A 26,804-nucleotide genomic window follows, 5' to 3' on the forward strand; every position below is an offset into this window, starting at 1 on the left:
CCGGGCCAGATGCAGCAGGCCTTGCGGCTCAACCGTTTGGTTGAGATGACGGGCACAGCCAAGCTTCCGACTGTGCTCCATGGACGTTTTCTGACGCTGTTCAGGGCCGCTCTCGGGCAGGGCCAGACCGCCATCGACGCCTATCAGGATTGGCGCGCCTCCGAGCCGCTGGAAGCCGCCGACGAAATCGTCTACCGGACCATGCCGCTCCTCCTGGCCACGCTCGACAGGGCCGGCATCGTGGATGCCGACACCAAGCGGATGCGCGGTGTCGTCAAGCATGTCTGGCTGTCGAACGCGACGCGGGTCCGTGATCTCGTCGAAGCCAACAGGGCGCTTGAAAGCGCCGGCATCGCGGCGCTGCTGATCAAGGGCGGCGCGCTGTTTGCGCGCGACGAGAGCTACATGGCCAAGCGCATGACGGGGGATTACGATCTCCTGGTTCGTCGCGTTGAGGCGCCCCGCGCCATCGACGTGCTGCGGCAGGCCGCGTTCCGCAGCCACGGCATGAAGGTCGAGCTGTTCTCGGAGTCCGATTTCGACCGCGACATCCATGCAGTCGCGATGTCGCGGGCCGGCTTCGGTCGTGCCATCGACCTGCACTGGCGCGCGATCTTCTGGCTTGACGACGCTGACTTCACCGAGGAGCTGTTCAGGACTGCCGAGCGGGCGAAGCTGCTGACCCACGACGTTCTGATCCCGGGCCTTGCCGAGCAACTGGCGATCGCGGCCATGCGGCCGGAGCCTGCCGACCAGAAGGAGATGGTGTTCCGGGCGCTCGAGGCCGTCCACGTGCTGGAGAACTACGGCGACAAGGTCGATTGGGAGCGCTTCCGTGCGCTCGTGACCCGCTACAACGGCAGCCTGTTCGCGGCGCAATTGCTCGACGTCGTCGCGCGCGAGATGCCGGCACTGGTGCCTGATGGTCTGGTCGCGCAGCTGTGGCGCCATGGGCCGCCGGGAAAATCCATCGAGCTGTCGGTTCGGTCGGTGCCGCGGGCCGAGCGCTCGCAATGGCAGCACTTCCTTGCCGATTTCTTTGCCTCGCTCCGGGCGCAGTTCAAATCGCCGTTCCGATGGTCGGATTGGCTGCGGCTGCCGGGCGCCGCCATGGCGGCATTCGATGCCAGCGTCGTGCATTTTCCTCTTTTTCGCGACGCGATCCTGAAGCGGGTCTGGCAGCAGGCGGCGAACGCGACGCATCTGCTGCAAGGACAGGACGTCTGGTTCGGACAGGGTTTCTCCATTCCGGAGGACGAAGGGCGGTGGACGGAGCAGCAATTCGCGGTCATCGAAGTGGCGATCGACGGACAGTCGCAGGCATCAGCCGCGGTCGAGCTCGCGGTGGTCCCGTTCCTGCCGCCGGGAACGGAGAGCTTTCGCTTTGCGGCCTATGCCGGCGCGGGCGAGGTGTCGCAGATGATCGCGGGGCGCAACGATCCGATGCCGTTCAAGATCGCGCTGAACGCTGCAATCGTCGGGACAGCGCAGCGGAAAGTCGTCGTTGCATTGCGCATGCTCGATACCGCGCGTCCGATGGACATCGGCCATTCGATCGACCCCCGATTGCTCGGATTGTTCGTGAAGTCGGTGTCGGTCAACGGCGTGCCGGTGTTTACTCCGGATCGCGCTGCGCCTTGATGGCCTTGCGCAGCGCCATCAGCGTCTGGAGATTCTGAGCGTCGGTATTGGTGCGGCCGCCATTGCCGAGATGCAGGCGGCGCCGGACCACGATGTCGTTGACATGCGCGGTTTTTAGCCCGTTTTGCTTGGCGCGGCCGAGCCATGCGATGAAGAAGGTCGCAGGCAGCGTCTCGTCGAACGGGCCGATCCGCATCAAGGCGGCGCGGCGGATCAGCATGCATTGCTTCAGCTCGCCCGGCATGGTCTCGACATCAGGTGCAAGGCGCGCGCGGTGCTCGTCCGGCACGTCGGGGCTGACGAATTGCTGCACCTTGCCGAACGCGGCTTCGACGCCGCCATCACGTTCGAGCAGTGCCAACTGCATCTCCAGCTTGCCCGGAGTCCAGAGGTCGTCGGCATCGCAGAAACCGATCAGCTCGCCCCGCGCCATCGCCAGACCCTTGTTGACGGCGACGGCCTGACCGCTGTTCGCCTGGATGAGCGCGACGATGCGGTCGCCGAAGCTGTCGAGGATGCCGCGCGTGCCGTCGGTGGATCCGTCGTCGATGACGATGACCTCGTCGGGCGGGGCCGTCTGGCCAAGTACGCTCTCGATCGTCTCGGCGATATAGGCCTCGGAATTGTAGGCGGCGATGATCACGGAGATGCGCATGCGGCCTCAGAGCCGTTCCAGCTGGCGGGCGAAGGCTGCGGGAATCTCCATCGGCACGGTGCCGGTGTCGGCGAAGAACACCGGCGCGAGGCCTGCGATCCTTGCCACCTTGGCGGCGATCTCGTTCGGCCATCCCGGCAGCTCGTAGGCCGTGGTCGGCAGCAGCGCGCGAAACGCGTCCGACTGTTTTGCCGGCGTGAATTCGAGCGTGACAGCGCCGCGCCGGCGCGGGATGAAGAGCGCGCGCAGCATGCCGCCGCCGATGCGCTCGCCGAGATCGGCCAGGCTGAGCTCATGGCGTGGTTCGCCGTTGAAATCCGAGACCGGCGTGGTGTCGCCGATGAAGTCTTGAAACGTGTCGACCAGGGCAGGGCGCAGCCGTGCCGAGCAGAACAGCGGCTCGATCCGGCCGGTCTCGCTGTTGACCGCGACGAAGTCGTCGCCGGCATAGCGCCAGCCGGCTTTCGCGCAGGCCAGTGCCGCCGTGGTCTTGCCGCTGTGGCCTTCGCCCGCAAGCAGAGTGAAGCCAAATGTGCCGCCGACGGCCGCGGCATGGACGGCGCACCAGGGCGTGTCGTGCATCATGGCATGGATCAGCGAGATCGCCGGGCGGCTGCGAATCCAGGGTGGCGCTTCACCCTTCGGCAGCCAGGCAATGCCGCGCTTGGCTGTGAGGTCGATCGCGTACAGCACGGGAATGACGGCCGGCTGCCACACCGAATAGATGCCGTCCTCGATCAGCAGCCGCGGCTTCTCGGCGGCCTCCGGCACCAGCGCGGAAAGGTCGTGGTGATCGGCGGTGATGAAGCGCAGGTCGAGATCGATCGCCTGGAGCGTGCTCTGGATGTAGGCCGGCAGGAACATGCCGGCCAAATCCTGCGAGGCAAATCCGAGACGTAAGCCGAACGGGCCGCAGCGCGCCTGCGCGTCGATCGGAACGGTTGCCTTGGCGAAGACCGAGGCGATCTCCTGCCGGATGAGATCACTTGCTTTCATTGGTCTCGCGCAGCGGCCAGCCTTCCTCGCCGGCGTCATGCACGGGATCCATCAGCAGCAGCTCCCGCAGATTGTCGAAGCGCTGGAATTCCGGGGCGACGAATGCGCCCGACAGCACCGGCGTCCATATCTCAACACGCGTGTCAGTGACGCCTTCGGCAATGAGGCCTTCGGACAGCATGCTGTCGACGAAGGCTTGCACCTGTTGTGTGATGGACGGCACGTCGCCACCAGTCGTGGCGGCCAGGGCGCTGCCGATCTCCTCAACCGTTCGGTTGGCCTTGAGGCCGAGCCAGACTTGCGCGGCGCTGCCATCGAGGTTGTAGTAGACGCCATTCTGATAGTTGGCGAGCACCACTTCACTATCAAATTGCTGGCTGATCAGCAGCGGTACCGACGTCGTGAGGGCCATGACTTGCTCAGTACTCGCATCAATTCCAGACAACGCACGCTAGCATGGGCACGCGGCTGCGAGAACCGCTCTGCTTGCGCCAATTGCGGGCAGCTAACCCGTGCCGAACGCCTTGAAGGTGATGATGGTGAGCGTGTCCTGGATGCCCGGCAGCACCTGCACCTTCTCGTTGATGAAGTGGCCGATATCGGTGTCGTTGTCGACGTAGAATTTCACCAGCAGGTCGTAATGGCCGGCCGTGGAGTAGATCTCGGAGGCGATCTCGGCTTCGGCAAGCGCGTTCGCGACCGTATAGGACTGGCCGAGCTTGCATTTGATCTGGACGAAAAAGGGAACCATTGCAGTCACTCCGAAAGCGTATCTGGCGAACAATAGGCCAAACCCACCCTGATTTAGCAAGCGGGCTTGCCGGCCGCCAGTCCGGCGCTCAGGAGGTCACCGCCGCCGCAGTGAATGCATCCCTGAGCCGTTGTGCGAGCTCGACCTTGCGGTAGGGCTTGGTCAGCACGATCGCCTGCGCATGCGCCCGGCCCTGCTCGACCAGGGTCTCCAGCGCGTAGCCGGAGGTGAACAGGACCGGCAGGCCAGGACGGATCCGCCGGGCCTGGTCTGCGAGCTCCCAGCCGCTCATGCCGCCGGGCATGATGATATCGGTGAACAGCAAGTCGATGCCGGAATCGGTGCGCAGCCGCTGCAACGCCTCCTTGCCGTTGACGGCGGCGACGACGCGGTATCCGAGCGCTTCCACCCTGCGAATGGCCGAGGAGCGGACAAACGGATCGTCCTCCGCGATCAGGATCGTCTCGTATCCTCTGGGCGCGGCGGCCTCCTCGTTCTCCGGCGGCTCGGTCAGGGATTGTCCGCTGCCGGCGCGCGGCAGGTAGATCCGGACCGTGGTCCCGAGGCCCTGCTCACTGTAGATCGCGACGTGGCCGTCGGATTGCTTTGCGAAGCCATAGACCATGCTGAGGCCGAGGCCCGAGCCCTTGCCGACCTCCTTGGTGGTGAAGAACGGCTCGAAGGCGTGCTCGATGACGTCTGGCGTCATGCCTTCGCCGTCATCGGTGACGGAGATCAAGGCGTAGCTGCCGGCCGCCACTTCCGGATGCAAGGCACGATAGTCCTCGTCGATGGCCGCAAACTCCGTGCTCAGCGTCAAATGTCCTCCGGACGGCATGGCGTCCTGCGCGTTGAGCGCGAGATTGAGCACGGCGGATTCGAGCTGGGCGCGGTCGGCGAAGGCCCGGATGGAGCCCGGTCCGAACGCCGTCTTGATCTCGATGTCCTCGCGCAAGGTGCGCTTGAGCAGCTTGTGCATGGAGGTCAGGAGCTCGCGGCACTCGATCGCCCTCGGTTGCAGCAATTGGCGCCGGCTGAACGCCAGCAGCCGCTGCGTCAGCTCCGCGCCGCGCTCGCCGGACTGGCAGATGTCGTCGGCGAAGCGCCTGAGGTCGGGCCGCGCCTTGAGCTGCTCGCTGAGGAATTCCGCGTTGCCGATGATGACGGTGAGCAGATTGTTGAAGTCGTGGGCAATGCCGCCGGAGAGCTGGCCGACCGTCTCCATCTTCTGCGCCTGATGAAGCTGCTGCTCGGTCAACTTGCGCGTGGTCAGGTCGTGGACGATGCCGACGTAGATCAGCTCGCCGTCCTGCCACGCCTGGCCCACCGACAGGTCCATCGGAAAGCTCGATCCGTCCTTGCGCAGACCGGTGGTTTCCCCGGTTGCGAAACGCCGCGCATGCCCGGTGGACGAGGGCCTCTCCTCATTGGACATCAGCATGGCGATGTCGAGATTCAGGACCTCGTCGGCGCGATAGCCGAACAACCGCTCGCAGGCAGGATTGAACAGGAGAATGCGGGCTTGCGCGTCGAACAGGATGACGCCGTCCACCGCGGTCTCGACCACGGCGGTGAGGCGCGTCATGCTCTCGCGCAGCGCACGCTGGGCCTCATTGACCTGCACGAGCAACTGCGCCGCATCCCGGTTCTTGGTCTCCTCCTCCTCGAGCGCGGCCTGGACCTGCCGGAGCTCGAACGGCGAGGGGATGGTCAGGATCTTCGGCAACAGCGGCCAGAGCGCACCGGCAGTGAAGACCGAGGCCACGGCCGTCATCGCCTTCACGATGCCCTCGATGCCATAGACGGGTACCCAGAGCGTGTAGATCGACAGCACATGCGTCAGGCCGCAGGCCATGATGAAGACGGCGAAGGCCCAGAAGACCCACCCGAATTTGAGGTCGCGCCGCTTGGTGACGAGGATCGCGAGCGCAAACGGGATCGAGAAATACGCCAGGGCAATGCAGGCGTCCGAGACGACGTGCAGCCAGATCAGCTCGGGCTCCCAGAGCAGGCATATCCCGTGTGGCGAGAACATCGAGGAGTCGAGGAGACGTTCGAAGTAAGCCCACATGATTCCACCCCGATAGGCTTGCGGGCCGGGGGCGGCCCGCAACATTGACGTCGCTGGACGGTTCCATCGCCAACGTCTCACTCGTCGATGTGAACGCCAAGGGCCAAGGAGGCATCAAGGGTTTATTTTCGCGCCTTTGCACGATTGTGGGTCGACAAGGCCGCGCGGGATCGCGCCCAGCTGATTCGCGGGGGCCGGCCGGCGCCGCCGGCGATTTGCGGCGCGCGCGGCCGGCCTGACTTGCTGGCATATCCGGGGCGCGCTAGGACAGGGCATGGCGATGTCCCTCTCAAACGCATGTCTCCGGCGATGACGACGCCCGTGGCGCTCACCATCGCCGGCTCGGATTCCAGCGGCGGCGCCGGCATCCAGGCGGATCTCAAGACCTTTGCGGCGCTCGGCGTCTATGGCGCCTCCGCGATCACGGCCCTGACCGCCCAGAACACGCGCGGCGTCACCGGCATTCACGCCGTGCCGGCTGATTTCGTCACCGCGCAGATCGATGCGGTGTTCTCCGATCTCGATGTCGGCGCGGTGAAGATCGGCATGGTGGCGCAGGCCGCCAGCATCGATGCGATCGCGGCCGCGCTGTCGCGCTGGAAGCCGCAACACATCGTGCTCGATCCTGTCATGGTCGCAACCTCCGGCGACCGGCTGCTGGCTGCCGAGGCCGTGGACGCGCTACGCACAAAACTGATGCCGCTGGCCTCGGTGATCACGCCGAACCTGCCGGAAGCTGCGGCTCTGCTCGACGAGCCCATTGCGGTGAGCGAGGCCGAGATCGAGAGCCAGGGGCGCCGCCTGATGGCGCTCGGCTGCCGCGCGGTGCTGATCAAGGGCGGGCACGGCGAGGGCGCCGAGAGCATCGACTATCTCGTCAGTGCTGAAAAAACGATCGCGCTTCCCGCACCTCGCGTCGCCACCAGGAACACCCATGGCACCGGCTGCTCGCTGTCCTCCGCCGTTGCTGCGGGGCTGGCCAAAGGCGAGGATCTGGAGCAGGCGGTGCGGAGCGCCAAGGCCTGGATCAGCGCGGCGATCGCGGCGGCCGACCGCTTCAGCGTCGGTCATGGCCACGGGCCGGTCCATCATTTCCACAGATTTTACTGACGAGAGGCGCCGCGCGACGGCCGCCGCCGTAACCAATAGGGCGGCGGGCCGGGCTTTTGCGGACAATCATTGCCGCGTCATGTCGCCTGATTGTCGCATGCGACTGATATTCGCGGGGAGGGCGAGGCGAGGTTTGATTCGTATCTGAGGGTGCCTCAAAGGTTCAATGGTCATCCCCCTGTCACGGGACATTGTTACAGGCTGTCGCATGGGAAGTTACGATGTGAGTGACGAGAGCCCTGAAAGGCGCTTTCGCACCTTGTTCATCTCCGACGTTCATCTCGGAGCCCGCGGCTCGCAAGCCGACCTTCTGCTGGATTTCCTGCGCTACCACGATGCCGACACGATCTATCTCGTCGGCGATATCGTCGATGGCTGGGCGCTGAAATCGAGCTGGCACTGGCCGCAATCGCATAACGACTTGGTCCAGAAGCTGCTGCGCAAGGCGCGCAAGGGCGCCAAGGTCATTTACATCCCCGGCAATCACGACGAGTTCCTGCGTAACTATTACGGCACGCATTTCGGCGGCATCGACGTGGTCGAGAACACCGTCCACACCGGCGTGGACGGCAAGCGCTTTCTCGTCATCCACGGCGATATCTTCGATCTCGTGGTGCAGAACGCGCGCTGGCTCGCCCATCTCGGCGACAAGGCCTACGACTTCGCGATCCAGATGAATCGCTTCGTCAACTTCTTCCGGCGCATGTTCAAGGTGCCCTATTGGTCGCTGTCGCAATGGGCCAAGCAGAAGGTCAAGAACGCCGTCAACTATATCGGCGCGTTCGAGCAGGCGCTCGCCGCCGAAGCGCGCCGTCACGACGCCGACGGCGTGATCTGCGGCCACATCCACTATGCCGTGATCCGCGACGAGGGCGGCATCCGCTACATGAATTGCGGCGACTGGGTGGAGAGCTGCACCGCGCTGGTCGAGCACGACGACGGCCATTTCGAGATCATCACCTGGGCGGATCAGGCGCAAAAGCCTGCAGCCGTCCCACAGGTCGCGGCAAGGGCTGCCTGATGCGCATCCTGGTCGCGACCGACGCCTGGCACCCGCAAGTCAACGGTGTGGTTCGGACGCTGACCAAGCTTGCTGATGCATCGGAGGCGCTTCGCATCGAAGGTCTTGGCATCGAAGGTCTTGGCGTCGAGTTCACGTTCCTGACGCCGCAATCGTTCCGCACGTTTGCGATGCCAAGCTATCGCGACGTGCGGCTCGCGATGCCGCGCCCTGCGCGGATTGCGAAGCTGATCGCGGAAGCGCGCCCCGACAGCATCCACATTGCGACGGAAGGGCCGATCGGCCTGATGGTCCGCCGCTATTGCCGCCAGCGCAAGCTGCCGTTCACGACCAGCTTCCACACGCGTTTTCCCGAATACGTCCGCGCCCGGGTGCCGGTTCCGGAATCCCTGATCTGGCGGGCGCTGCGACGATTCCACAGCCCGAGCCGGGCGGTGATGGCGGCGACGCCGGCGCTGGCCCGCGAGCTCGGCGAGCGTGGCTTTGCCAATGTCGTGCTGTGGCCGCGCGGTGTCGACACACGCCTGTTCCACCCCCGCGCCATCGATCTCTGCTTCCCGGCACCGGTGTTCCTTTCGGTCGGCCGTGTCGCGGTGGAGAAGAATCTCGAGGCCTTCCTCGCCCTCGATCTGCCCGGCACCAAGGTCATCGTGGGCGACGGCCCGGCGCGCGCCTCGCTGGAAGAAGCCTATCCGGATGCGATCTTCCTTGGGCAAAAGCAGGGTGAGGAGCTGGCGGACATCTATGCCGCCGCCGACGTCTTCGTGTTTCCCAGCAAGACCGATACGTTCGGCCTGGTCCTGCTCGAAGCGCTCGCAAGCGGCCTGCCGGTCGCGGCCTTCCCGGTGAAGGGCCCCCGCGACGTCATCGGCGATGCGCCGGTCGGGGCGCTGGACCACGACCTGCGCAATGCCTGCTTCACGGCGCTCGGCGTTTCCCGGCAGGACTGCGTCGAATTCGCCGCCAACTACACCTGGGAGGCCTCCGCCCGGGCGTTTGTGGACAGCATAAAGGCGGCCGGCGCGGTGCTGCCCGGCGGGAACGGCGCGGAACAGCCACGCTTCGTCGCCTAGATTCCTGTTTTGACGCGTTTTCTTCACGCGAACCGGTATCCACTTCGCTCGAAAACGCTGTCGAACCCCTCGCGCTCAGGTGTCTTGCCCGGGCCTCATCGGCCGCGATAAGGTCAGACATGACCGAACAGCTCCTCCCGATCGGCCCCGCCGATATCGATGCCGCAGCGCGCGTGATCGCGCCCTTCGCCATCCGCACCCCGCTGTTGTCCTTTCCCGTGCTCAACGAGCGCGTCGGTGCCAAAGTGTTCCTGAAGCCGGAGATGCTCCAGCGCACCGGCTCCTTCAAGTTCCGCGGCGCCTTCAACAAGGTCGCCTCGATCCCGCAGGACAAGCGCGCCGGCGGCGTCGTCGCGTTCTCCTCGGGCAACCACGCCCAGGGCGTGGCGGCGGCAGCCAAGATCCTCGACATGCAGGCGACCATCGTGATGCCCGCGGATGCGCCGCTGTCGAAGCGCGAGCGCACCAAATCCTATGGTGCCGAGGTCGTGCTCTACGACCGCTACAACGACGACCGCGAGGCGATCTCGCGCGGCATCGCCGCGAAGCGCGGCGCGACACTGGTCAGGCCTTACGACGATCCCTTCGTGATCGCAGGCCAGGGCACCGCCGGCCGCGAGATCGCAGAGGACATGGCGGCGCTCGGCCTCAGCCCCGACATCGTGGTGGCGCCGGCCTCCGGCGGCGGCCTGATCGCCGGCGTCGCAACTGCGATCAAGGCGCGTTATCCGCAGGCGCAGATCGTGGTGGCCGAGCCCGAGTCGTTCGACGATCACGGCATTTCGCTGACCGCAGGTCATCGCGAGCCGCATGGGCCCGCGGGCCGCACCATTTGCGATGCGCTGATGGCCCTGATCCCCGGCGAGATGACGTTTGCGATCAACAGCAAGCTGCTCGCGCGCGGCGTGACCGCATCCGACAAGGAAGTCGGCGCAGCGGTGGCGTTCGCCTATCGCGAGCTGAAGCTCGTGGTCGAGCCGGGCGGTGCCGTCGGCCTCGCCGCGCTGCTCGCGGGCCGCCTCGACGTCGCCGGCAAGAACGTCGTCATCGTGCTCTCCGGCGGCAATGTCGATGCGGATCTGTTCGCCGAGCTGGTGGCCTGATCGTCTGAGATTTTGACACGAAGAAGGGGCAGAGCGTCGCCGCTCTGCCCCTTTTGTATTTGTCGGTTGGTGGATTCGGCTTGCTCGGTGCACCTCTCCCGCTTGCGGGGGAGGTCGGCGCGAAGCGCCGGGTGGGGGCTTTCTCCAAACGGGGATACTCTCGGTTAAGTCGCTAACTGTCCCATTGCGGAGAAACCCTCTCCCCAACCCTCCCCCGCACGCGGGGGAGGGAGCGCACCTTCTCGCCGCTTCAGTGCATGAAGCCGCCGTGGTGATTGCCGCCGCCGCCACCCATGCTCGGCGCCTGGTTCATCGACTGGCGGAAGTTGTTGCCGCCATTGTTGACGATGCGGTTGGTCGTGTTGAACTGCGGGCGGGTGTTCTGGACGTTGTTCTGGACCTGCACCTTGTTCACCGGGTTGTTGTTGATCTTCACGCCGTTGTTGACGCGGATCGGGGTGTTCTGCGTCTGGACGTTGACCGGCTTGGCCTCGACAGTCGAGCCACCCTTGCCGACATTCACCGGCATGCTCACGATCTTGCCAGGAGTCGTCGTGCCATTGGTCGTGCCGGTATTGTTGGTGCCGCCATTCTGCGTATTGTTGGCCACGGGCAGCGTCACGATCTTGCCGGTGCCGCCATTGTTCGTGGTGGTGTTGGTCGGCGCAGGCAGGGTGACGATCTTGCCCGGGGTCTGCGACGGCGTGCCGTTCTGCTGATTGCCTGCCGGCAGGTTGACGATCTGGCCGCCATTGCCGAGCTTGCCGATGCCGTTGTTGTCGCCCGGCTTCTGCACGACCGGCAGGTTACCGTTCAGCTGCGGCCCGCCATTACCCTGCTGCATCAGCGGCATGTATTTGGGCTGGCCGAGATTGCCGATCTTGAAGGTCGGGGCAATGTTCTGCGGCGCCAGGAACTTGGTCGCCTGCATCAGGGGGATCAGCTTCGGCTGCGCTGCGAGCTTCAGCGCGGACACGGCATAGGGGCTGTTGCCATAGCTGTCGTAAAAAGTCTGGTAGCCGAGCGGCGAGTTCGCCAGCACCGCCTTGTGCCAGGCCTGCGTGAGCAGGAGGTTGTTGAGCAGCCAGCGGACGTGGTCGCACAGCGGGTCGTGCGGATACATCTGGATGAACTCCTGATAGTACTCCGGCCGTGCCTCGGACACGACGTAGTCATAGGCTTGGCGGGTCGAGCGGCTGGGCAGGTTGGAGGCCATCTGCACCACCGGCGCATTGACCGGCGCACGGTTGGCGGCAACCGCGGTGTCGCCGAAGAAGGTGAAGTCTGACGTCAGCGACGAGCTCTCCCACGGGATCTGCGCGCCGAGTGTGGTCTCGTTCACCTGAAGGCGCACGCGCTTGAACAGCTGCTCGATCGGCACGTTGGGTTCGCGCGCGACGTTGAGGAAGGCTTGCGTATAGGGGCTGTGGCCGCCGGTGCCGTCCTGCGCTTCGGCGCCCGGCGCGGTCGAATAGCCGACGATCGAGCCGTTCGGCGCATCGACGATGGCGAGGCCGCGGCCGGCATCGTTCACCGAGGGGAAGGGATTGTTGCGGCAGGCATCGAGGATGACGATGCGCATGCGGCTCGGGATCGTCTCCAGCGTCGACATCACGTCGACGAGGCGCACCGAGTTACTGACGAGCTCGCTCTGGCTCGACACCTTGGCATCGACGGGAACGAGATAGTTCTCGCCGGCGAGCTGCACGCCATGGCCGGCGTAGTAGATCATCGCCACCGTGTTCGGACCCCGCGCGGAAACTTTTGCGGAAAAGTCCTGGACGACGCGGAGCATGTCGTTCTGGGTCAGGTCGGTCGCGGCGACCACTTCGAAGCCGGCCGAGTTCAGGAACTGCGCCATCGACTCCGCATCGTTATCGGGGTTCGCAAGCTGCGGCGCGTTCTGGTAGTTGGAATTGCCGATCACCAGCGCGACGCGCTGTTCCGGGCCTTGCAGCGCGGTCGGGGCCGGCGCGACCTGCGCCGAAACAGGCCCGCAGGCGAAGCCGAACAGGCTTCCCACGAGGCTAGCCGTCATCAGGAAAGGCTTTAGGCGGAACATGGCGTGCTCCTCTAGCACTGATCTCGATGCGAGATTGGTTGCGAGGAAGCTTGGCCGCGTTCGAGCCGGTGGTCCGTGATCGCTGTCACCATGGTATCGTGCGTGATCTGAATCACGCTTCGGAACCTGCTATGGTGAATGGCCGGTTTTGCCGGCGAAAGACATGCCTTGGGGAAATGCCTGCTCATGCTGAAATCGATCGATCCGATCCTCACCCCCGATCTGCTCTGGCTGCTCGCCTCGATGGGCCACGGCGACGACCTCGTTTTCGTCGACGCCAATCATCCGGCGACCCGCATCGCGCAGGGCACGACATCGCAACGTCTGATCCAGTTGCCGGGCATGCGCATGGAGACCGCCGTGCGCGCCATCATGTCGGTCTACCCGCTCGACGATTTCGATCCCGATCCGGTACGCGTGATGGCGCCGGTCGACGATCCCGATCGGGTGCCCGACGTGCAGCGCGCGGTGCTCGCGGAGATCGAGCGTGCTGTTGGCCGCACCGTCGCTCCCGGCAAGCTCGCGCGGGCGGACTTTTACCGCGCTGCGGCGGCGGGCTTTGGCGTCGTGCAGGTCGGCGACAGCAGGGGCTATGGCTGCTTCCTGATCCGCAAGGGCGTGATCAGCTAGCGGCCGTCATCAGCGCGGACGGCCAGCCGATGCGGACGAGGAGACCGTCGGGGCCGTTGATGCCCACCTCGTACATTCCCCATTCGCGGTGGCGCAGCACGCCGCCGGGCCGGATGATCAGATCGTCCACGCGCGCGGCGATGGCGTCCACATCGGGCGTGCGAATGAAAACGCCGAAGGGATTGTGCTCTTCCGGCACCCGCCACGGGCCGTCTCCCGCCTGGGTCAGATGCACCTCGCAGCCCCAACCTCGCATGATGACGTAGCCGGCGTCGCCGCCCGCGCGCGCAAAGCCGAGACGCTCCCAGAACGGAATCGCCGCAGCAAGATCGTTGCTGGGAACGATGGCGAATGCGCCGACGTGCGGGGTTTCAGGCATTCGTTCTCTCCTGAATATGCAGGTGCCTTTCCAGCCTATCGGGATGAGCTGACAAGGGCTAGTTGGTGCAGCGTCGCGGAACGTCGGAACGATGTTGCATGAAGCGGCAAAAGGCCTCGCACTCGAATTTGAATGGCCATCTCGCATCCGCCTGTCTATGGTCGATTGATGTCGCGCCTCATGTGTCTATTCGTTGCTGTCGTCCTGTCGCTGCTGCCCGCCGTCGCGCCGGCTGCGTCAATTCAAAAGCGCCCCAAGCAGGCCTGGCATGGCTACGGCTTTCTGCCGGGCTATCGCCAGCCGCTGAGCAACAGCATTCCGCTCTATAAGCAGAAGGACGCGATGCGGCGCCTTGCGCGCAATGACCGGCGTCACTGGTACATCGATCCGGTTCCCCAATATTACGGCTGGGATGGCGAATGGCGCTATTTCGGCCGTCCCGGCTTCGGCGGCGGTCGCTACAATGGCGGCAGCTTTGGCCCGTGCTGGACCCGAACGCCGATCGGCGCGGTCTGGAATTGCGGATGATTGGCTGATTGCGCTCGCAATGACGAGGTAGACGGAGATCGTTCCCTTACGAGAAGAACGCGATCTTCTCGGCCTGGGTCATGCGGCGGATCGGCGCGAGCGGGTCGTTGGCCGGCGTGCGGGGCTTTTGCAGTATGCCGCTGGCGAGGATGCTGGCGCCGAGCGAGGGCTCGGGCATGGGCGTCGGCAACGGCGAGGGCATCGGCAGTGTCGAGGCCGGTGCTGCGGCGAATGATGCCGTCGCCAGCATGGCCGGGGCGGGCTGCTCCATCACTTCGGCGGCGGCCTCCGCAATGGCGTCGGTGAGACGCGCGAGCGAGTCCATTGCGATCGGCGCATCTTCGGCGGGCTCTTGCACGACCGCTGCAGCGGCGGGCTCAGGTGCGATCGGCTCCGGGAGCTCGGCGGCAATCGGGGCTGCGATCTCCGCGACCATCGGTTCCGGAATGGTCGTTTCCATCTCGACCGGATCGATGATCTCGTCGAAATCGGGATCGGGCGCGGCCATCTCGAGCGCGATGGCCTCGAGCACGGCTTCGTCCTCGGCCTCCGCGGCGGCATCGAACGAGAACTCGTCGGTGACGTCCGCGAAGGCGGCAGGCTCGGCGGCCGGCTCTTCGAAAGCTGTGTCTTCGGGCGCGGCATCTTCAAGCGCGATCGGGCTTTCGGCAGCGATCTCCGGCGCGACGGCCGCGTCCATCGCCTGCTTGGCCATTGCGAACGCTTCAGCGGTGTCGGCCGCTTCAGGCTCGGCCGCCACCGCGATGTCCTGCGGCGTCTCCGTAAAAGCCACGGGGGCTGCGCTCGCCATCGCGGCGGGCGCGGCTTCGACAGGCGGCGCCTCTGCGACGGGCGGCGGTGCCTCCTGCATCGGAGCTGGCGCGGGATGGACCGCCGCCTGCGGCGTTGCGTTGCCGTCGGTCTGGTCGATCCGATCCCTGAGCAGATCGAATGCGGCCTTGAGCTCGACGCGGGGGTCAATGGTGGAAATCTGCCCGCAGGCGGCCTCGATCGAGGCGAGCTGCGAATCAATGAGGTCGCAGATTCGTCCGTCGGCGCCGATCTCGCGCCAGCGCCAGGAGATCTCCTTGATGATGCGCACCCCGCGCGGGATCGCAGCGAGGCTCGCCTCGATCGCCGCGGGATCGAAGGCTGCGATCGCGATGGTCTCGGCCTCGCGGATGGCGCGGCGGATCTCGACCAGCGCCTCGGGCAGGCGGTCCTCGACGACGGGTTGTCGCTGTGCCGCAAGGGTTTCTTCGATTTTCGCGACCGCATCGAGCACCATGCTCGTGTCGGCGTTGCGATTGCGCTTGGCATATTCGCCGAGGAACCAGCGGCCGCGCGCGGTCTCCATGAAGGCTTCGCGGATCGCGTCGTAATCCTGCTCGTTCGGCTCGGCCGCGCGGGCAGACATGGGCGAAAGGGCGAATGCTTCGTTGGCCATGACAATCTCGTCGCGCAAATCACCGCGCGTTAGAGTAACGATCACCACGATATCGACCGAATCGCAATTGGTTTGATGGCAGGCGAATCACAAATCCCCACGCAAGCCGCCGTGAAGCGGCGATTCGCCGTGAGTCTCGCGCTGTTCTACTCGGCGGTGTTCGCGGTGTCGGGCACGCATATGCCGTTCTTTCCGCTCTGGCTGAAGGCGATCGGCATCGATGCTGCCTGGATCGGTCTCATCAACGCGCTGCCGGCGATCACGCGCTTTACCACGCTGCCGCAGATCACCGGCTTTGCCGAAAAGCGACAGGCCATCCGCGCCGCCATGATGATGTCGGTGCTGGCAACCGCGATCGGCTTTGTGGCGGTCGGCGTGCAGCAGCAGCCGCTGGCGCTGTTCCTGATCTATGCGCTCACCTGCATGATGTGGACGCCGACCACGCCGCTGACGGACGCCTACGCGCTGCGCGGCGTCGCCCGCTATGGGCTCGATTACGGGCCCCTAAGGCTTTGGGGCTCGGCCGCCTTCGCCGCCGGCTCGCTCGCCTGCGGCTATCTCGTCGACAGCATCGCCGCGCGCGACCTGATCTGGGTGATCGTCGCATGGGCGGTGGTTGCGGCTCTCGTCAGCCTGCTGCTGCGTCCGCTCGACGATGTCAGGCGAAGGGCCGCCGGGACGCCTGCCGGCAAGGCGCTGCTGCGCGATGGCGGCTTTTGGGCCGTGATCGTCTCGGCCGCGCTGATCCAGGGCAGTCACATCGCCTTCTACACCTTCTCGGCCATCAGCTGGCAGCTCCATGGTTTCGGCGGGCTGACGATCGCGGGGCTGTGGACGCTGGGCGTGATCGCCGAGATCGTCGTTTTCGCGCTGTCGCCGCGCTTCTCGCTGCATCCGTCCACGCTGATGGTGATCGGTGGCTTGAGCGCCGTGCTGCGCTGGATCGTCACCGCCAGCGAGCCGCCGCTCGCGCTGCTCGCGATCGCGCAGCTCGGCCACGGCTTCAGCTTCGGTATGACCATCCTCGGCACCATGAACCTGCTGGTGCAACGCGTGCCCTCGCATCAGATCGCGCGGGGGCAGGGTTATTACGCCGCCTGCAACGGGCTGTTGGGCGCGGCGACCTCGATCGCGTCAGGCGCGATCTACGCCCGCATCGGCGAGGGGCTGTATTACGTCATGGCCGCGATGGCCGCCGCCGGCGCGCTTGTGATCTGGCAGGCGCGGCACCGGCTCAAAGCTCATCCCCAGAGCGAAGAGTCCGGCGGATAAACCAGGCTGTCGTCATAACGCAGCGCGTGATCGCGATCGCGCGCCAGCAGCAGGGGGCCGTCGAGATCGACGAAGCGCGCCTGCGGCGTCACCAGCATGGCGGGGGCCATCGACAGCGAAGTCGCGACCATGCAGCCGATCATGATCTCGAAGCCCAGTGTTTGCGCGGCATCGGCCATGGCGAGTGCCTCGGTGAGGCCGCCGGTCTTGTCGAGCTTGATGTTCACGGCGTCGTAGCGTTCGCGCAAGGCGGCGAGCGAGGAGCGGTCATGCACGCTCTCGTCGGCGCAGACCATCAGCGGCCGCTTGATCCGCGCCAGCGCGTCGTCCTTGCCTGATGGCAGCGGCTGCTCGACCAGGGTGACGCCGACGGCATCGCAGGCGGCGAGATTGTGCGCCAGATTGGCCTCGGTCCAGGATTCGTTTGCGTCGACGATCAGCTCGGATTCGGGGGCGGCCTTGCGGACGGCTGCGATCCGCTCGGGATCGCCGTCGCCGCCGAGCTTGATCTTGAGCAGCGGCCGGTGCGCCGCTTTCGCGGTCGCCGCCGCCATGGATTCGGGGGTGCCGAGCGAGATCGTGTAGGCCGTGGTGCGCTCGCCCGGGATCGGGCGGTCCAGGAGGCTCCAGGCCCGCAGGCCCGCTGCCTTGGCCTCAAGGTCGATCAGGGCGCAATCCAGCGCGTTGCGGGCCGCGCCGGGCGGCATGGCGGCTTGCAGGGCCTGCCTCGTCATCCCGCCCGCGACGGCCGCCTCCATGGCCCCAATGGCCGCAAGGGTCGCCTCGGGGGTCTCGCCATAGCGGGGATAGGGCACGCATTCGCCGCGGCCGGTCAGGCCGTTCTGGCTTACTTCGGCCACAACAGTCACGGCCTCGGTCTTGGCGCCCCGGCTGATGGTGAAACTGCCGGCTATGGGAAAGCGCTCGATTCGCGCCCGAAGGGCCGGAACTTTGCTGGAAGTCATTTTGAACTCTGGCGAAATCTGAACCTGCTAGTTACCTCTAGCAACTAACGTTAACCAGTTGGGGATACCTTCTCCGGGTAAGGGCGTGTGCGCAACCATCTGATTTTCTCCGCCCCGGCACGGGAGCGGGCATCTTGAGTAGCGATCCGAAGCTGGAACGGATTGCGAAGGGTAACGCGCTGGCCCTCTGCGCCACCGGAACCTGGACCGCGAGCTTCGCGCCGGTCCTGGAGCGGATGGTGGCGGATGCCGAGAAGCTGGCCGGCGGTTCACAAAGCATCTTCATCGACGTCTCCGAGGTCGCCAAGCTCGACACCTTCGGCGCCTGGCTGATCGAGCGGCTGCGCCGCAGCCTGACCCAAGGCACGGCCGAGGCGCAGATCGCGGGGCTCTCGGCCAATTATTCGAGCCTCGTTGACGAGGTGCGGCGGGTCAGGGCGACCCCCGTGGTCGACGCCAGCACCATCACCATCACCGGCATGCTGGAGCAGATCGGCCGCACCGTGGCCGGAGTGGCCGGCACGGTCGCCGGCCTGATCGACATGCTCGGCGCAGTGCTCGCGGCGGGTGCGCGCATCCTGATCCATCCTCGTTCGTTCCGCCTCACCTCGACCGTGCATCACATGGAGCAGGTGTGCTGGCGCGCGGTGCCGATCGTGGTGCTGATCACTTTCCTGATCGGCTGCATCATCGCGCAACAAGGCATCTTCCATTTCCGCAGGTTCGGCGCCGACATCTTCGTCGTCGACATGCTCGGCGTGCTGGTGCTGCGCGAGATCGGCGTGCTGCTGGTCGCCATCATGGTCGCGGGCCGCTCGGGCAGCGCCTACACCGCCGAGCTCGGCTCGATGAAGATGCGCGAGGAGATCGACGCGTTGCGCACCATGGGCTTCGACCCGATCGAGGTGCTGGTGCTGCCGCGCATGCTGGCCTTGGTGCTGGCATTGCCGATCCTCGCCTTCCTCGGCGCCATGGCCGCGCTCTATGGCGGTGGCCTCGTCGCCTGGCTCTATGGCGGCGTCGATCCTGAAGCCTTCCTGCTCCGCCTGCGCGACGCCATCTCGATCGACCATTTCATCGTCGGCATCGTGAAGGCGCCGGTCATGGCCGCGGTGATCGGCATCGTCGCCTGCGTCGAAGGGCTCGCGGTGCAGGGCAGCGCGGAATCGCTCGGACAGCACACCACCGCGTCGGTGGTGAAGGGCATCTTCTTCGTCATCGTCATGGACGGCGTTTTCGCCATCTTCTTCGCCTCGATCGGGATGTGACGATGGCAGGCGAGATCCAAAATCCCATCATCCGCGTCCGCGACATCACCGTGCAGTTCGGCGCAACGCGCGTGCTCGACGGCCTCAACCTCGACGTCCAGCGCGGCGAGATCCTCGGCTTCGTCGGACCATCAGGCGCCGGCAAATCGGTGCTGACGCGCACCATCATCGGCCTCGTGCCCAAGATTGCCGGCAGCATCGAGGTGTTCGGCGTCGATCTTGATTCTTCCAACAATTCGCAGCGCCGCAACGTCGAGCGGCGCTGGGGCGTGCTGTTCCAGCAGGGCGCGTTGTTCTCCTCGCTCACCGTGCGGCAGAACATCCAGTTTCCGATGCGCGAATATCTGCGCGTCTCGCAGCGGCTGATGGACGAGATCACCATGGCCAAGCTCACCATGGTCGGTCTCAAGCCTGAGGTCGCCGAGCGTTTCCCGTCGGAACTCTCGGGCGGCATGATCAAGCGCGTCGCGCTCGCACGCGCGCTGTCGCTCGATCCGGACCTCGTGTTCCTCGATGAACCGACCTCGGGCCTCGACCCGATCGGCGCCGGCGACTTCGACGAGCTGGTCAGGACGCTCCAGCGCACTTTGGGCCTGACCGTTTTCATGGTAACGCACGACCTCGACAGCCTTTACACAGCTTGCGACCGCATCGCCGTTTTAGGGAACGGTAAGATCATTGCGGCAGGGTCGATCGCCGACATGCAGGCCTCGCAGCATCCCTGGTTGAGGCAGTATTTCCATGGCAAGCGCGCCCGCGCGGTCATGGGTTGAGTATCTGGGTTGAGTAGCCGGAGCACCTGATGGAAACGCGGGCGAATTACGTACTGATCGGGTCGTTCACGCTGGCAGTGATTGCCGCGGCGATCGGCTTCGTGCTGTGGTTCCAGTCGCTGCACACCACCAAGCAGCGCAGCCCCCTGCGCGTGGTCTTCGAGGGCCCGGCGGCGGGCCTGCGCAACGGTGGCAGCGTCAACTTCAACGGTATCCGGGTGGGCGAAGTGGTCTCGGTGAAGCTGGACAACCCGCGGCGGGTTGTCGCACTCGCCATGGTCGAGAACAACGCCCCGATCCGCAAGGACACCCTCGTTGGCCTCGAATTCCAGGGCCTGACCGGCGTTGCCGCGATCTCGCTCAAGGGCGGTGAGGAGGCCGCGCCGCCGCCGCCGCTGGATGAAGACGGCATCCCGACGCTGACGGCCGATCCCAACAAGCTCCAGGACGTCACCGAGGCGATCCGCGGCACGCTGCAGAACATCAACAAGATCGTCGCCGACAATCAGGAATCGGTGAAGAACTCGCTGAAGAACCTCGAGACCTTCACCAACTCGCTGGCGCGCAACTCCGAGAAGATCGACGTCGTGATGGCCAAGGTCGACGGCGTGATGCTCAAGGCCGACAGCCTCATGCTCGGCCTCAACACGCTCGCCGGCGGCAAGGACGGCGGCGAGCTGTTCCAGGCGGTGAAGTCGATCCGTGAGCTCGCCGACGACTTCGACAAGCGCTCCGGTGCGCTGATGGCCGACGGCCGCCGCACCCTCGGCGATATCAGCCGCGCCGTGAACAATTTCGACCGCAACCCCACCCGCGTGCTGTTCGGTGCCAGCAACAGCGCGCCGGCCGCAGCTCCGCCGCCGGCGGAAGCGCCGAAGCCCGCACCCGCGAACGAGCGCAAGCGGCAGTAGGCGGTTAGTCCGCGTCTCTCTCTCCTTCGTCATTGCGAGGAGCTCTTGCGACGACGCAATCCAGACTGCTTGCTTGGAGGCAGTCTGGATTGCTTCGCTTCGCTCGCAATGACGGTGCTTGTAGGGGCGCCGCAGTTTCCAATGCGCCTGCTTCGTAGCCCGGATGGAGCGAAGCGCAATCCGGCGGCGTTTCCGCATTCCGCTGCGCTCCATGCGGGCTACGGTTTCTTCTTGCAACGACGCGCTCAAACAAAAACGGAGGCCGTGAGGCCTCCGTTTTCTATTCGTGATTGCTATCCGAGTCTCACCCCAGCCGGCCTGCCGCATGGGCGAGCAGCGTGTACACCAGGCCCGTCTCCGAGGTCAGGTGGTTGCGCAGCTCCTGCGGGCCGCGGCCGTCGCGGGCGACTTCGTCGAGCAGGCGCTCGAACTCGGCGACGTAGCGGTCGACCGTGCCCTTGAAGTTGCGGTCGGCGCGATATTTGCGGGCGACCTCGTCGAAGGCCTTCTGGCCGGCGGGCGTGTACAGGCGCTTGGTGAAGGCCTTGTTCTCGCCGCGCTGGTAGCGGTCCCACATCTCGGCGGCGAGGTTGCGGTCCATCAGCCGGCCGATGTCGAGCGACAGCGATTCCAGCGGATTGCTGCTAGCCTGCGGGGCCTGCGGCTGCTGCGGAGCGGATGCAGCGCGGCCACGGGGAGCCTCACGGCCGGTCGGGGCGCCCTGGTTGGCGTCGGTGCGGTTGAGCAGGTCCGACAGCCAGCCGTCACGGCCCTGGTCGTTGCTGGAAGGCGCAACCGGCGGGGCTTCGGTGCGGCGCGAGGGAGCGGGCATGCCGAGGTCCGGCGGCGGCAGCGTCGAGGCGCTGCCGGTGTCGCGCATGCGGGTCTCGGTCCCACGACCGCCCGCAGTTGCCATCATCGGCTCTTCCTGGCGCTGGACGGCGACAGAGGCGCGGCCCGTCGTCGAGACGTCGAGGCCACGGCCATGCTGGGCCACGATGCGGTTGAGCTCGGCGAGGGCCTCGATCTGGTCGACGATCACCTTGCGCATCTGCGCAGTGCTCTCGGCGGCCTCCTGCGGCATCTCGAGCACGCCGCGGCGTAGCTCGTTGCGGGTGGCTTCGAGTTCGTTGTGCATCTCGAACGCCATCTGCTTCATGCTGGAGACGAGGTTGCCGAACTTCTCGGTCGACTGCTTGAACATCGCATCCGCCTCATCCGTGGTCTGGCGGTAGATGTCGTGCATGGCGTCGAGGGTCTGGCGGTGCTCTTCCTCGGACGCCGCGCGCACCGCCTCGAACTGGCGGGTGATCGCGGCCGAACCTGCACCGGCGGTCTCCGCGACGACGCGGGCGATGTCGCGGGCACGCTCTTCGGCCGCGGCCAGCGATTCATCGAGCAGGCCGGTGAAGCGCGACAGGCGCTGGTCGAGATCGGTGGTGCGCAGGTCGATCGTGGTGACGAGCGATTCCAGCGCCTGCTTGCGCTCGGCGAGCGAGGCGGTGGTGTTCTTGTTGCTCTGCTCGACGACCTGGGCGGCCTCGACAAGCGCCTTGCCGTGGGCGTCGAACTGCGTCGACAACTCGCCGAGATCCTGGAGCGCCCGCGTGGTCTTCGTGTTGAAGACGTTGAGCTGGTCTTCCAGGTTCTGGGTCGCAGCGCCGTTGCGCGAGGTGACGTCGTTCATCGCCGAGACGAAGTCGGCGACGCGCGTCACCAGCGCCCGCTCGAGCGAGTTGAGGTTGTCGTGCGCACCGGTCAGCACCTCCTGGAGGAGGATGTTGCCCTCGCGCAGGCGCTCGAACAGGGCGACGGTGTCGGTGCGCAGGATCTTGCTGGTCTCCTGCATCTCGGTGACGGCCGCGATCGAGACCTGGCGCGACTGGTCGATCGCCGAGCGCGAGGCCTGTTCGAGGTCCTTGAGCGACTTGCCGACCGCGCCGGTGGCGATCTCGCTCGCCGCGTTGATGGTGCGGGCGACTTCCGAGCCGTTGCCCATCAGGGTCTGGGAGAACGCGTGGCCGCGCGTCTCAATCGACTTCAGCGCGTCGGAGGTGACGCGGTCGATGTCGAGCGTGAGCTGGCTGGTCTTCGAGCCGATCGCGTCGACCAGCGAGCCGCGCTTGGCGTCGATCATGTTCGACAGACGGTCGGCCTGCTGCTGCACGTAGGTGACGATCTCGTCGGTCTTGCCGGTCATGGCCTGGCCGAAGCTGCTGCTGGCGGCGAGCACGGAACGCTCGACGTCGGCCGAGCTCGACTTGACCCGCGAACTCGCCTCGTTGGAGGCGTTGATCAGCGCGTTCTGGGCGTTGAGCGCGCTGGTCTGGATGTCGCTGGTCGCATTCGTCGTGGCCGTGCTCAGGGCGCGCTCGATCTCGGTCGAGATCGTGCGGATCTGGCTCGCGGCATCCGCCGAGGTCGAGGTCAGCGAGGTCTGGGCCTCACGCGCGCTGTTGAGAATGGTCGAGGCGGTGTCGGCGCCGACGGCCGTCAGCGTGCGCTCGATATCCGTGGTCAGCGACTTGATCTGGCTTGCCGCGTCGGTCGACGCGGAGATCAGCGTGCCCTGGGCCTCGCGCACGCCGCTGGTGAGCGCCTCGATGGTGGCACCGCCGGCGGTCGCCAGCGCGCGCTGCATCTCGGCCGCGAGCGAGCGGACCTGGCCGGTCTGTTCGGCCGAGACGGAGAGCAGGGTGCTCTGGGCGTCGCGGGCACTGGTCGTGATCGTCTCGGCGGTCGACTGGCCGACCTGCGAGAGCGAACGATGCACTTCGGCCGCGAGCGACTTGACCTGGCTCGCCGCATCCGAGGACGCCGTGACCAGCGTGCTCTGGGCTTCGCGGGCGCCGGACATGATGGTCTCGGCCGTCGCGGTGCCCGCCATCGAGAGCGAGCGCTGCACGTCCGAGGACAGCGCCTTGATCTGGTTGGCGGTCTCGCTCGAGGCCGCGATCAGCGCGCTCTGCGCATCGCGGGCGCCGGCGGTGATCGATTCCGCCGTGGTGGTGCCGGCCAGCGACAGCGAGCGCTGCACGTCGGCGGTGAGCGTCTTGACGTGGTTGGCAGCATCCGAAGACGCCGTGACGAGCGTGGTCTGCACCTCGCGGGCACCGGCCAGGATCGAGGCGGCGGTCGCCGAGCCCGCTGCGGACAGCGTGCGTTCGACGTCGGCCGACAGCGACTTGATCTGGTTGGAGGCATCGCCGGAGGCGGCGACCAGCGTCGACTGCGCTTCGCGGGCGCTGGTCAGGATCGAGTTCGCTGCTCCGGTGCCGACCGCAGTCAGCGCGCGCTCGACCTCGGAGGAGGTCATCTTGAGCTGGGCGTTGACGTCGGAGGAGACCGTCATCAGCGATTGCTGGGCGGTGCGCGCACCGGTCTGGATCGTCTCGCTGGTGTTGACCACGAGGTTGGTGAGCGAGCGCTCGGCGTCCTCGACATGCGAGCGGATCGCGGTCGAGATCATCTCGGCGCGGGACATCATGTCCTCGCTGGCCTGACGGCCGCTGCTCTCGATGCGGCCGGCGACGGCCTCGACGCGCGAGCCGAGCAGGTCCTCGAACTGCGCCACGCGCACGTCGATGTCGCTGGCGACCGAACCGACCTTGGTCTCGATGGCGTGGTGGATGTCCTGGAAGCGCGCGGTGACCGTGTCGGTCAGGTGGGTGCTGCGGCCGTCGATCATCTCGGTGACGCCGGTGATGCGGCGGTCGACCGCCTCGATCGCCTGCGCGGTGCCGTCGGTCAGCGTCGAGGTCAGCAACGTGAGGCGCGTGTCGATCGACTGCACGGCCTGCGAGGCGCCGTTCGTCAGCGCGGTGTTGAGGTAGGTGAGGCGGGAGTCGATGGATTCGAGCGCCTGCGTCGCGCCGCCCGTCAGCGTCGTCGTGAGGTGCGTCAGCCGCGTATCGATCGCCTGGATCGTCTGCGAAGCGCCGTCGGTGAGCGTCGTCGTAAGGTTGGTGAGACGGGAATCGATGGACTCGAGCGCCTGCGACGCGCCGCCGGTGAGTGTGGTCGTGAGGTGCGTCAACCGCGTATCGACCGACTGGATCGCCTGGGCGGCACCATCGGTGAGCGACGTGGCGAGCGTATTGAGGCGGCCGTCAATGGTCTCCGTCACCGACTTCGCGCGGGTATCGAACGACTGTTCCAGCGCGGCGACGCGGCCGACGAGTTGCTCGTCGAAGGTCTTGATGTGACCTTCGATCGTGCTGTCGAGGCTCGTGATCTTGCCGTTCAGCGAGGTGTCGAGATTGCTGACGCGTTCGCCGACCGTGGTCTCGAACTGCAGCAGGCGCTGATCGAGCACAGCCGTGATCGCGCCGCCGTTCGAGGTGAAGCGGGTGTCGAAATTGTCGACATAGGTCTTCAGCGACTCATGGATGTCGTGGGTGCGCTGGCCCATGCGCTCGACGATCTCGCCGCCGAACGTCTTCACGGTGCGGTCGAACTCGGAGATGTGGCGGGTGATCAGAGCGCCCAGCGTGCCGGAGTCGCGGGCGAACTTCTCGACCAGCTCGGTGCCCTGGTTCTTCACCAGCTCGTCGAACGCGCTCATCTGGAGCGACAGCGAGTCGTGCGCGGTCTCGGTCTGGCTGACGACCTTGGCGACGAGGGTGTTGACAGTGGCGTCGAGCGCGTCGCTCGCCTTGTCGCCGGACGTCATGATCTGGGTTGCGAGCCGGTTGCCGGCGTCGTCGATCTTGGCGGAGAGGTCGTTGGAGCGCAGCTCGAGCTCGAGCAGCAGCGAGTCCGACGAATTCTTGAGGGAGTCGTGCACCTGTTCGGTGCGCTCGGAGATGCCGTCGACGATCGCGGCGGAGCGCTGCTCGAACTCGCCGGTGATGCGGTCGATGCGCTCGTTCAGCATCTCGTGGACGCGGTCGGCGAGGTCGACGAACTCGTCGTGGACGTGGCCGGTCTTGAAATTGAGGCTGGTGGTCAGCCGCTCGCTGGCATCGAGCACGGCGCGCGTGGTCTCGTTGCTGGCTTCCTCGAGGCGGTCGAGCAGGTCGCCGCCGCGCTCGCCGAGCGCGAGGATCATGTTGTCGCCGGCATTGCTCAGCGCGCCCGTGATGTGGGCGCCGCGCTCTTCCAGCGCGCCGGTGATGGATTTTGCGACCTCGTCGACGCGCGAGGCGATCGCGTCCGAGATCAGCGCGATGTCGTGGCGCAGATCGATCTGCACGCCGGAAATGGCGCTGCGGACCTGCTCGGCCTGGCCGACCAGATTGTCGCGCTGGTGCGCGATGTCCTGGAGCAGGGCGCGGATGCGCACTTCGTTGTCGGAATAGGCGCGCTCCAGCGCCGCGACCTCGTTGGCGACCAGCGTCTCGAGCTCGCCGGCGCGCGCGATGGCGCGCTCGATGCCGTCGCCCATCGCCGCGACCTCGCGGCGGATGGCCTGGCCGACCGTGACCATGGAATCGGAGGCCGAGCCCTCGGGCTCGGAGAAGCGGATCGCGACCTGCGCCATTGCCTGCGCGACTGCACTCATCTGCTGACCGCGCCAGACCAGGCTCGCCAGGAAGAAGAACAGCATGATCGGCGCGAAGAACATCGTGACGAGGCCGGCGATGGCCAACACACCGCCACTCTGGCCCATCGCCGCCTGGATCGAGGGCAGGAAGCCAACGGTCAGCGCGGCGCACGCGGCCAGCCAGATGACGGTGAAGATCGTTGCGCCCGTATAGATGTTGCGGGAAGGGCGTCCCGTCTGCAACGTCTGCAAGAGCTGGCCGATGGTCGCACGGTCGTCGTTGGCGGCACGGCGCGACGAACGCGGCTCCTCGATCGGGTCGAACACGGCGCGTTCGTTGGCGGCGGGGCGGGCCTCGAAGCTCGGTTCGTCGAACATCGGGGGCGCTGGCGGCGCCACGGAAGATGCCGTTTCGTTGCGCATCGATGCGCTGCGGCTGGTATCGGCCGCGGTGTCGCTGATGTTCAGGGCTTCCTGGATCGCAGAAAGCGCAACTTCTGTGGGGTCTTTGACCTTTTTCGGAGTGTTTGCCATGTTCAGTCCGAGCCCTCGTTACTTGTACGCGTCCCCCCGCGAGCCCCGCGCGCTACGCAAGCTCACAGACCGGATCATGCCGCTTGCGCGGATCTCCGAGCCGTCCCCACCCGGACGGCTTGTCCGCCA

The 26,804-nt window shown here is 66.1% G+C and carries 21 protein-coding genes; 11 read left to right on the plus strand and 10 right to left on the minus strand.

All coding sequences use genetic code 11. From position 1 onward, the window contains the following. Positions 1-45 precede the first annotated feature (45 nt). Entirely contained in the window at positions 46-1,641 is a 1,596-nt protein-coding gene (locus tag AC1RR3_RS10320; RefSeq protein ID WP_492822026.1) for a nucleotidyltransferase family protein, read from the plus strand. Here AC1RR3_RS10320 and AC1RR3_RS10325 read toward each other — a convergent pair. The 5 genes from AC1RR3_RS10325 to AC1RR3_RS10345 form a co-directional block, all read right to left on the minus strand. Next, complete coding sequence (locus AC1RR3_RS10325) at positions 1,616-2,296, minus strand: glycosyltransferase family 2 protein (RefSeq protein WP_492822028.1); 681 nt, start codon at positions 2,294-2,296, stop codon at positions 1,616-1,618. The genes AC1RR3_RS10320 and AC1RR3_RS10325 overlap by 26 nt on opposite strands. 6 nt (positions 2,297-2,302) lie before the next feature. Then, positions 2,303-3,292 (minus strand): hypothetical protein, encoded by a 990-nt coding sequence (locus AC1RR3_RS10330; RefSeq protein WP_492822030.1) that lies wholly within the window; start codon positions 3,290-3,292, stop codon positions 2,303-2,305. Beyond that, positions 3,279-3,704 (minus strand): PqqD family protein, encoded by a 426-nt coding sequence (locus tag AC1RR3_RS10335; protein ID WP_492822032.1) that lies wholly within the window; start codon positions 3,702-3,704, stop codon positions 3,279-3,281. The genes AC1RR3_RS10330 and AC1RR3_RS10335 overlap by 14 nt, the downstream gene beginning before the upstream one ends. Positions 3,705-3,797: 93 nt before the next feature. Continuing rightward, positions 3,798-4,043 (minus strand): Lrp/AsnC ligand binding domain-containing protein, encoded by a 246-nt coding sequence (locus AC1RR3_RS10340; protein WP_008143700.1) that lies wholly within the window; start codon positions 4,041-4,043, stop codon positions 3,798-3,800. Positions 4,044-4,131: 88 nt separating this feature from the next. Then, positions 4,132-6,114, minus strand: a complete 1,983-nt coding sequence (locus AC1RR3_RS10345) for a PAS domain S-box protein (protein WP_492822035.1) — start codon at positions 6,112-6,114, stop codon at positions 4,132-4,134. A 309-nt stretch (positions 6,115-6,423) separates the two neighbouring features. Here AC1RR3_RS10345 and thiD point away from each other — a divergent pair, with 309 nt between their 5' ends. The 4 genes from thiD (at position 6,424) to AC1RR3_RS10365 (ending at position 10,421) form a co-directional block, all read left to right on the plus strand. Further along, positions 6,424-7,224, plus strand: a complete 801-nt coding sequence (thiD, locus tag AC1RR3_RS10350) for a bifunctional hydroxymethylpyrimidine kinase/phosphomethylpyrimidine kinase (RefSeq protein WP_492822037.1) — start codon at positions 6,424-6,426, stop codon at positions 7,222-7,224. A gap of 208 nt (positions 7,225-7,432) precedes the next feature. Beyond that, positions 7,433-8,245, plus strand: a complete 813-nt coding sequence (locus AC1RR3_RS10355; protein WP_492822039.1) for a UDP-2,3-diacylglucosamine diphosphatase — start codon at positions 7,433-7,435, stop codon at positions 8,243-8,245. After that, positions 8,245-9,318, plus strand: a complete 1,074-nt coding sequence (locus AC1RR3_RS10360) for a glycosyltransferase family 4 protein (RefSeq protein WP_492822041.1) — start codon at positions 8,245-8,247, stop codon at positions 9,316-9,318. Before AC1RR3_RS10355 ends, AC1RR3_RS10360 begins: the two co-directional genes overlap by 1 nt. A 119-nt stretch (positions 9,319-9,437) precedes the next feature. Next, positions 9,438-10,421, plus strand: coding sequence for a threonine/serine dehydratase family protein (locus AC1RR3_RS10365; RefSeq protein ID WP_492822043.1), 984 nt, complete (start codon positions 9,438-9,440; stop codon positions 10,419-10,421). A gap of 250 nt (positions 10,422-10,671) precedes the next feature. Here AC1RR3_RS10365 and AC1RR3_RS10370 read toward each other — a convergent pair whose 3' ends face one another. Further along, positions 10,672-12,483, minus strand: coding sequence for a caspase family protein (locus tag AC1RR3_RS10370; protein ID WP_492822045.1), 1,812 nt, complete (start codon positions 12,481-12,483; stop codon positions 10,672-10,674). A gap of 186 nt (positions 12,484-12,669) precedes the next feature. Here AC1RR3_RS10370 and AC1RR3_RS10375 point away from each other — a divergent pair, with 186 nt between their 5' ends. Next, on the plus strand, positions 12,670-13,113 hold the full coding sequence (locus AC1RR3_RS10375) for an RbsD/FucU family protein (RefSeq protein WP_492822047.1): 444 nt from the start codon (positions 12,670-12,672) through the stop codon (positions 13,111-13,113). Here the strand turns inward: AC1RR3_RS10375 and AC1RR3_RS10380 are convergent. Beyond that, positions 13,106-13,492 carry a VOC family protein gene (locus AC1RR3_RS10380; RefSeq protein ID WP_492822049.1) on the minus strand — a complete coding sequence of 129 codons (387 nt, stop codon included), beginning with the start codon at positions 13,490-13,492 and terminating at the stop codon, positions 13,106-13,108. The genes AC1RR3_RS10375 and AC1RR3_RS10380 overlap by 8 nt on opposite strands. Positions 13,493-13,624: 132 nt before the next feature. Here AC1RR3_RS10380 and AC1RR3_RS10385 point away from each other — a divergent pair, with 132 nt between their 5' ends. After that, positions 13,625-14,020 carry a hypothetical protein gene (locus AC1RR3_RS10385; protein WP_492822051.1) on the plus strand — a complete coding sequence of 132 codons (396 nt, stop codon included), beginning with the start codon at positions 13,625-13,627 and terminating at the stop codon, positions 14,018-14,020. Positions 14,021-14,066: 46 nt separating this feature from the next. Here AC1RR3_RS10385 and AC1RR3_RS10390 read toward each other — a convergent pair whose 3' ends face one another. Next, positions 14,067-15,467, minus strand: coding sequence for a hypothetical protein (locus AC1RR3_RS10390; RefSeq protein ID WP_492822053.1), 1,401 nt, complete (start codon positions 15,465-15,467; stop codon positions 14,067-14,069). Positions 15,468-15,542: 75 nt separating this feature from the next. Here AC1RR3_RS10390 and AC1RR3_RS10395 point away from each other — a divergent pair, with 75 nt between their 5' ends. Next, positions 15,543-16,739, plus strand: coding sequence for an MFS transporter (locus tag AC1RR3_RS10395; protein ID WP_492822055.1), 1,197 nt, complete (start codon positions 15,543-15,545; stop codon positions 16,737-16,739). On the opposite strand, the gene dgcA is transcribed toward AC1RR3_RS10395, so the two are convergent. After that, positions 16,709-17,704: an N-acetyl-D-Glu racemase DgcA gene (dgcA, locus tag AC1RR3_RS10400; protein ID WP_492822057.1), complete on the minus strand. Its 996-nt coding sequence runs from the start codon at positions 17,702-17,704 to the stop codon at positions 16,709-16,711. The two genes, AC1RR3_RS10395 and dgcA, sit on opposite strands and share 31 nt — an antisense overlap. A gap of 134 nt (positions 17,705-17,838) precedes the next feature. Here dgcA and AC1RR3_RS10405 point away from each other — a divergent pair, with 134 nt between their 5' ends. From AC1RR3_RS10405 to AC1RR3_RS10415, 3 genes are read left to right on the plus strand one after another with little or no spacing between them, the layout of a single operon-like run. Then, positions 17,839-18,972: an MlaE family ABC transporter permease gene (locus tag AC1RR3_RS10405; protein ID WP_492822059.1), complete on the plus strand. Its 1,134-nt coding sequence runs from the start codon at positions 17,839-17,841 to the stop codon at positions 18,970-18,972. Positions 18,973-18,974: 2 nt separating this feature from the next. Continuing rightward, a complete protein-coding gene (locus tag AC1RR3_RS10410) occupies positions 18,975-19,745 on the plus strand; it encodes an ABC transporter ATP-binding protein (protein ID WP_492822061.1) in 771 nt (256 codons plus the stop codon). A 29-nt stretch (positions 19,746-19,774) separates the two neighbouring features. Then, on the plus strand, positions 19,775-20,656 hold the full coding sequence (locus AC1RR3_RS10415) for an MlaD family protein (RefSeq protein WP_492822063.1): 882 nt from the start codon (positions 19,775-19,777) through the stop codon (positions 20,654-20,656). Between the two features lie 304 nt (positions 20,657-20,960). Here AC1RR3_RS10415 and AC1RR3_RS10420 read toward each other — a convergent pair whose 3' ends face one another. Further along, positions 20,961-26,675 (minus strand): apolipoprotein A-IV repeat region-like domain-containing protein, encoded by a 5,715-nt coding sequence (locus AC1RR3_RS10420; protein WP_492822065.1) that lies wholly within the window; start codon positions 26,673-26,675, stop codon positions 20,961-20,963. Between the last annotated feature and the right edge of the window lie 129 nt (positions 26,676-26,804).

Source organism: Bradyrhizobium sp. GW821-FHT13H05 (genome assembly GCF_058804065.1).